Origin of the sequence: Aerococcus sp. HMSC062A02 (assembly GCF_001809535.1) — a bacterium.
Lineage (GTDB): Bacteria > Bacillota > Bacilli > Lactobacillales > Aerococcaceae > Aerococcus.
This window is the reverse complement of the sequence record NZ_KV797949.1, coordinates 120,185-126,337: the sequence shown is the minus strand read 5'-3', so window position 1 is coordinate 126,337 and position 6,153 is coordinate 120,185. Positions and strand designations below refer to the sequence as shown.

Below are 6,153 nucleotides of genomic sequence, written 5' to 3'. Positions count from 1 at the left end.
TCACTTCAAGTCTGCTCTTGCGAACCCGACTAGATAAGGGTGTGAAGGCTGGCGTTTAGCTTTTCTTCACTGGAGGTAAGCCACAAACAAGGGCTCGGAGTGTGGGTTGACAAGCTTCAAGCCACAATCAAGGCCCCAGAGTGTGGCTTAGCAAAGCACAAGGCATAAACAGAGCGTGCGAGTGTGGCTTGGCAGATTACAAGCCGCCCCTCTAGCAAAAAATCTCCCAGCTTGCTATTAAACTTGAAAGATCTTTTCTAATCCCAATATTTTACCTTATAATAGTTGAGACGCCTCACCATAGAGAAAGGATGATCCCCATGTTCTATTTTTCTGATTTATACAGCTATGCTAGCCACTACGAGCCCACCGATCTTTTTGATTTTTTAGGCAATCCCCAGCTGGCAGAGGATTATGAAACAAATTGCCTACAGCTGGCCTTCATGCCTGGTGCTGAGGAGCTCGACATACTCGAGGATATCTTCTGGGACTATGCGGAGGAACTGGGCCTGGCCTATTACAGCTTCTACCTGCCTGAAAACCACGGCATGCCCAATGAATTGATGGCAGCCCTCGAAGCCAAAAACTACCAATTAGCCAGCTACCAAGTCTTCCAGAGCCCCGCTAACTTAATCCAACCAGAGCCTATCCATGTCGATTGGCAAGAAGTCAATGACGAAGCTAGCTTCCAGGCCTATCTAGATTTCCAAACTCCCTTCGACCAAGCGGCCCCTCCTGCCCTCAGAGATAGCCGAGCCTTACGCTATCAGATGGCCTATCAGAATCCCTGGATCAGCCAAGCCCTGGCCTATCAAGGAGAGCAACTTGTTGCCACATGGGACCTGATCGACCAGGGACACTTTCTAGAAATCGACAACCTGACCGTCCATCCCGACTACCGGCGCCAGGGAATTGCTTCCCAAATTGTTGCCCTCAGCCAGGAAAAAGCCGCCCAGTCTGCTAACCCCCTCCTCGCCCTAGCGGATATCGAAAATCCTTCCATGGCTCTCTTTGAAGGACTAGGCTTCGAGGCCTTGAGTCTGGTCAATCGCATCCACCGTCCTCTAGACGAAGCAGATGCACTTTAAAACATAAAAAGCGGTCCATAAGTCTCCCTGCCCTAAGCGATTATCTGAAAGTTAGGGAGATTATGGCCGCTTTTTTCATTCATACACACTAGCCTTGCCAGCTCGCTAGAACAAAATATTCTAGGGCTGCCTGGGGGCTAACATTGGCTTGAATCATCCGCCGGGCCTTAAGTGCCAGCTGGACTTGGTTTTGGAGCCGGCGGGGATTTACCTGGCGGCGGAGGTCCTGGTAAGCCGAAGTCCGGGAAGGCAGGATGAGTTGGTCTGTTTCCTGGTAGTTGAGAATAAGCAGGTCGCGCAAGTAGGCCAAGATGATTTCAAGGAGGCGTTGGTTAGTCTCCCGTCCCTTGTCTCGCTTGATCCAGTCCGTCTGCACCATGGTAAAGGCCCGGGGATCCTGTTTAACTAGGGCTTCCAGCCAGGTCCAGGAACGTTTGGTCTGGTCTAAGAAAGCCTCATCCTCTGCCAAGTCTTGGGCTAAGCTGAGGTCGGAAGTCAGAGCTGCCAGGTATTCCGACACTTGCGAGCTGATCCCCGCCTCCTGGTAGGTCAGCCGGACCTGGTCCAGGGGCAGACTCTTGAAGTGAATCACCTGACAGCGCGACTGGATGGTTGCCAAGAGCCGCTCTTTTTGACTGGTCAAAAGAAAAATATAAACTTCGGGATTGGGCTCTTCCAGGAACTTGAGCAGGCTATTGGCCGCGCTATTGGTCATCTTCTCCGCGTCATGGATAATGAAGACCTTGTGCCCGCCACCCATAGCGGTTAGCGAAAGCTCCTGCTTGATCTCCCGCATCTGGTCGATCTTCAGGCTCTGCCCTTCCGGCTCGACGTGGACTAAGTCAGGGAGGTCGCCTTGGACGAGGAGCTGGCAGTTCCGACACTGGCCACAGGGCTTATCCTCCCCCTGACAAAAAAGGGCCGCCGCCACATAGTCAGCCATCTCCGCCTGGCCGGCCCCCGCCTCTCCTTCAAAGATATAGGCATGGCCCAAGCGTCCCTGACGGAGGACCCGGTCCATGAGTGCCGTGAGTTCCGGCTGCTTGGCTTGAATTCGAAACATGGTCTCCCCTCCTAGTCTTGGCGAAAGTCTTCTGGATAAGCCGCCTGCAAGATTTTCCAAGCCTGGTCCAAGCAGGCTTCTGGCGCCTGACTGGCATCGATGGCCTTAATCCGCTGACCTTGGTCCTTAGCTAGGAGCTCTTGGTAGCCTGCTACCACCCGCTTATGGAAGGCGATACTCTCTTGGTCCAAGCGGTTGTATTCGTCAGAGCGCTGCGTCTGAATCCGGCGAATGCCCTCTTCTGCTGAGAGATTTAAGTAGAGGGTAAGATCTGGCGCCTGGCCTTCCGTCGCAAAGTCATTGATGGCTTGAATGCCAGCCACTCCAATCTCCCGGCCCCAAGCCTGGTAGGCAATGGATGAATCCACGAAGCGATCGCAAACCACCCACTTACCGGCTGCTAGGGCAGGTTGGATCTTATGGACCAGGTGCTGGCGACGGCTCGCTGCATAGAGCAAGGCCTCCGCCCGGGCATCTAGGTCCGTATGGGCAGGATCCAAGATAAGGTCGCGGATTTTTTCTGCTAGGGGCTCGCCCCCTGGTTCACGAGTAGCAAGCAAGTCAGGAAGCAAGTGAGCTTCCAAGCGGGCAAGAAGGCCTTGGATCAGGGTCGTTTTGCCTGAACCATCTGGGCCTTCCACTGTGATAAAACGTCCTGGCATCAGTCTTGCTCCTTCCCTTGGTTCATGGTCCGCCGCCCCTCCAAGGCACGGAGGAGGGTCATCTCGTCAACATACTCAATATCTGACCCCACAGACAGACCATAAGCAATCCGACTCACCTTAATCCCTGCCGGCTGGATCAAGCGGGACAAGTAAGTCGCCGTCGCCTCACCTTCAGCCGTGGCATTGGTCGCAATAATCACTTCCTGGATAGTCTCATCCTGGAGCCGGGTCAGTAAACTCGTAATATTCAAGTCTTCCGGACCTGTCCCTTCCATGGGGGACAAGACGCCATGGAGGACATGGTAGAGGCCTCGGTACTCCTGCATCCGCTCCATGGACATGACATCCCGAGCCTGCTCCACCACCATGACCTGGGACCGGTCCCGGGTCTGATCAGCACAGAGCACACAGGGATCTTCTTCCGTAATATTCCCGCAAACGCTGCAGTAGACTAAATTGCGCTTCACATCGACCAAGGCCTTAGCAAAATCCACCACATCCGCTTCCGGCATATCTAAAACAAAAAAAGCCAAGCGCGCCGCCGTCTTCGCCCCAATTCCTGGCAATTTCTGGAAGCTATCAATCAACTTAGCAATAGGTTCTGGATACTGCATCTCATCCTCCTTAAATCATTAGGCATAAAGAAGAGGCCCAGCAAAGATTGGCCAGGCCCCATGCATACGTGCTTCTTAACTTAAAACCATTCCTTAATTTTTAATGGTGGTAATTAGTAACCAAAAACTATACCAATTACTTTTGAGCAGGAGTGAAGCGTTGAAGTTGGTCCTTAGCCATGAAAAAGCAAGCAAAGGGAATTACGGATCGTAGGCTTTAGCCGTACGAGCCGTTTGACTCTTGCTAGGCGAGAGACCGAGGCTCGAGCCGGTGCCATGGCTCTTCAAGGACCAAATTCAAAAGCGCAACGTATGCTCACCAATACAAATTGTTAAAATCCTAAACCAGACAAGCCCTTGCTGATCCCACCGAAAGATTTCTCTTGGGCAGCATCCACTTGGCTCAAGGCATCATTCGTTGCTTCCAGTAAGAGGTCTTGGAGCATATCGATATCATCAGGATCCACCACATCCGGTTTCAGGTCAATCTTTTCAACCTTCTTGTCGCCCGTCACCGTCACCTTAATCATGCCAGACGGTTCCGTCCCAGTAAAAGTCGTTGCTGCGAGCTCCTTTTGCGAAGCCTCCATCTGCGCTTGCATCTTCTGTGCCTGCTTCATCATCTTTTGCATATTCATCATATTGTTGGCCATTTTAAATCTCCTTTGTGTTTAATTGAGCTTCTCTTGGTCATAGCCAGTCCACTGTATCGCTTAGCGTTCCCTATAGAGAACGTTTCTCTCCTATTATAAGGGAAAATGCCTGAAGGGTAAAATGCTTTGCTGAACTTTTAATAAAAACACCTTGGCAGCAGTCGACGAGAAAAAGATAAGCTCTCGGTCTTAATCATCCACTACCGTCACATTATCTGCTCCGAAAAGCTTGATTGCTTCTTCCGCTAGGGGGTTATCTTCCTTAGCCTGGACCCCTTCCAACAGGGTCTGGTCACTATCAGCTGGCTTTTCCTCAGAAGGCGCGTCTTGCTGGGTCTCAGTTGGCGCCTGGTCGCCCAGGAGTTCGTCCAATTTCCCTGCCTTGTGGGCGGTGACGTAGTTCTGCCGGGCTTCGTTCCACTGCTCGCTCGTCAGGATGAGCATCTTACCGGGATGGCCTACCCCTTCCTGGAGGCGTTTGGCAACGGTGTCCTTGATGGCTTGGTCGTCAGCTACCTTTTGACAGAGGATGGCATAATCGAAACGTAGAACAAAATACTCAGGGGAGGCAGCGGCAGGATAGGTCTGCTTGAGCAGGGCCTGCTGGATATTGGGCAGGGATTCCACCAGGTCAGGCCAGACGCTTTCAATCTTATGGCGGTCGGTATTGGTGGCCTCGGACAGAGTCTTATAAATCAGCCCGTAATTAGGTTTATAGTTGACTGAACCAGCCGCTTGGCGCTTAGGACTGGCTTTGCCCTGGCCCTTAGCTGGAACTGCTGCAGTCCCTTGGGCGATCTGGTCTTGGAGGGATTTGACTTGGGCGGTCAAAGCCTCCAGCTGGTCTTTGGCTTCCTGGGATACTGGCGAACTCCCTGGAGCCTCACTTGGAGCTGGCGCCTGATTAAGGCTCTGACTCAAACGAATCGAGAGGACTTCCAGGTAGATCTCTGGCTGGCTGGTAAAGCGGAGCTCCGACTGGGCCTCCTGGAAATGGTCCATCATCAGGTAGAGGGCCTGGTCAGGGAAATCCTTGGCCAAGTCAAAGAAGGCTTGGGAGAAGTGGCGGGTCAGTTCGGATTCTTGACCCCCCAATTCCTTAGCCATGAGCAGGTCGCGGATAAAGGCCAGCATCTCTTCGACGAAACGATTGGCTTCCTGGCCCTGGTTGAGAATCTGATGGAGGGTATCGAGCGCTTGCCGGGCATCTTGCTTAAGCAGGGCTCGACTGTAGGCCAGCATCTGGTCCTCGCTCAGAGTCCCCGTCACCAGGCGGGCCGTCTCCGCATCCAGACTGCCTTCCGCAAAAGACAGGCTCTGGTCCAAGAGGGAGAGGGCGTCCCGCATCCCCCCATTGGCCGCCCGGGCAATAATCTTCAGACTGTCTTCCTCATAGTCCTGGTCATTGCTTTTGAGGATATAGGCCAGGCGCTCTTCGATATCCGTATTGCGGATCCGGCGAAAGTCGAAGCGCTGGGTCCGGGAGATAATCGTCGCAGGAATCTTATGGGGTTCCGTCGTCGCTAGAATGAAGACCACGTGGGCAGGCGGTTCCTCCAAGGTCTTGAGCAGAGCATTGAAGGCCCCCGTCGACAGCATGTGGACCTCATCGATAATATAGACCTTGTACTGGGCTTCAGTAGGCGTATAGCGGACCTTATCGCGGATGTCGCGGATCTCCTCCACCCCATTATTAGAAGCCGCGTCGATTTCAATCACATCGGCCAGGGTGCCCTCGGTAATGGCCTGGCAGATGGCGCATTCATTGCAGGGTTCCCCATCGGTCTGGTTGGGGCAGTTAATGGCCTTCGCAAAAATTTTCGCCGCGGACGTTTTCCCCGTCCCCCGGGGCCCTGTAAAGAGATAGGCGTGGCTGGTCTTCCCCTCGCGGATGGCATTGCGCAAGGTGCGGGAAACGGCCACCTGTCCCACAATATCCGCAAAGCGCTGGGGCCGCCAGACCCGGTATAAAGCCTGATAAGACATAAATAACGCTCCTTTATTGTACTCGTTTGGGGAGTCAAGTCCCTCCCACTGTCCTATGTATTATAACAAAACTTCCCCACTTTG

6 protein-coding genes are annotated in these 6,153 nt (G+C 53.2%); 1 reads left to right on the top strand and 5 read right to left on the bottom strand.

Features of this window, described 5'->3' with window-relative positions; all coding sequences use genetic code 11:
- Positions 1-320 precede the first annotated feature (320 nt).
- A complete protein-coding gene (locus HMPREF2626_RS09815) occupies positions 321-1,088 on the top strand; it encodes a GNAT family N-acetyltransferase (protein ID WP_070620796.1) in 768 nt (255 codons plus the stop codon).
- A gap of 88 nt (positions 1,089-1,176) precedes the next feature.
- Here HMPREF2626_RS09815 and holB read toward each other — a convergent pair whose 3' ends face one another.
- The 5 genes from holB to dnaX form a co-directional block, all read right to left on the bottom strand.
- A complete protein-coding gene (gene holB / locus HMPREF2626_RS09810; protein ID WP_070620794.1) occupies positions 1,177-2,151 on the bottom strand; it encodes a DNA polymerase III subunit delta' in 975 nt (324 codons plus the stop codon).
- An 11-nt stretch (positions 2,152-2,162) separates the two neighbouring features.
- Positions 2,163-2,813 carry a dTMP kinase gene (tmk, locus tag HMPREF2626_RS09805; RefSeq protein WP_070620791.1) on the bottom strand — a complete coding sequence of 217 codons (651 nt, stop codon included), beginning with the start codon at positions 2,811-2,813 and terminating at the stop codon, positions 2,163-2,165.
- Complete coding sequence (recR, locus tag HMPREF2626_RS09800; RefSeq protein ID WP_070620788.1) at positions 2,813-3,430, bottom strand: recombination mediator RecR; 618 nt, start codon at positions 3,428-3,430, stop codon at positions 2,813-2,815. Before recR ends, tmk begins: the two co-directional genes overlap by 1 nt.
- 332 nt (positions 3,431-3,762) lie before the next feature.
- Positions 3,763-4,071: a YbaB/EbfC family nucleoid-associated protein gene (locus HMPREF2626_RS09795; protein ID WP_070431494.1), complete on the bottom strand. Its 309-nt coding sequence runs from the start codon at positions 4,069-4,071 to the stop codon at positions 3,763-3,765.
- 201 nt (positions 4,072-4,272) lie between these two features.
- Positions 4,273-6,069: a DNA polymerase III subunit gamma/tau gene (dnaX, locus tag HMPREF2626_RS09790; RefSeq protein WP_070620785.1), complete on the bottom strand. Its 1,797-nt coding sequence runs from the start codon at positions 6,067-6,069 to the stop codon at positions 4,273-4,275.
- Positions 6,070-6,153: the final 84 nt, after the last annotated feature.

Excerpts from the sequence above, each read along its gene's own strand:
- dnaX (WP_070620785.1), bottom strand. The coding sequence starts at position 6,069 with ATGTCTTATCAGGCTTTATACCGGGTCTGGCGGCCCCAGCGCTTTGCG.
- holB (WP_070620794.1), bottom strand. The coding sequence starts at position 2,151 with ATGTTTCGAATTCAAGCCAAGCAGCCGGAACTCACGGCACTCATGGAC.
- tmk (WP_070620791.1), bottom strand. The coding sequence starts at position 2,813 with ATGCCAGGACGTTTTATCACAGTGGAAGGCCCAGATGGTTCAGGCAAA.
- HMPREF2626_RS09795 (WP_070431494.1), bottom strand. The coding sequence starts at position 4,071 with ATGATGAATATGCAAAAGATGATGAAGCAGGCACAGAAGATGCAAGCG.
- recR (WP_070620788.1), bottom strand. The coding sequence starts at position 3,430 with ATGCAGTATCCAGAACCTATTGCTAAGTTGATTGATAGCTTCCAGAAA.
- HMPREF2626_RS09815 (WP_070620796.1), top strand. The coding sequence starts at position 321 with ATGTTCTATTTTTCTGATTTATACAGCTATGCTAGCCACTACGAGCCC.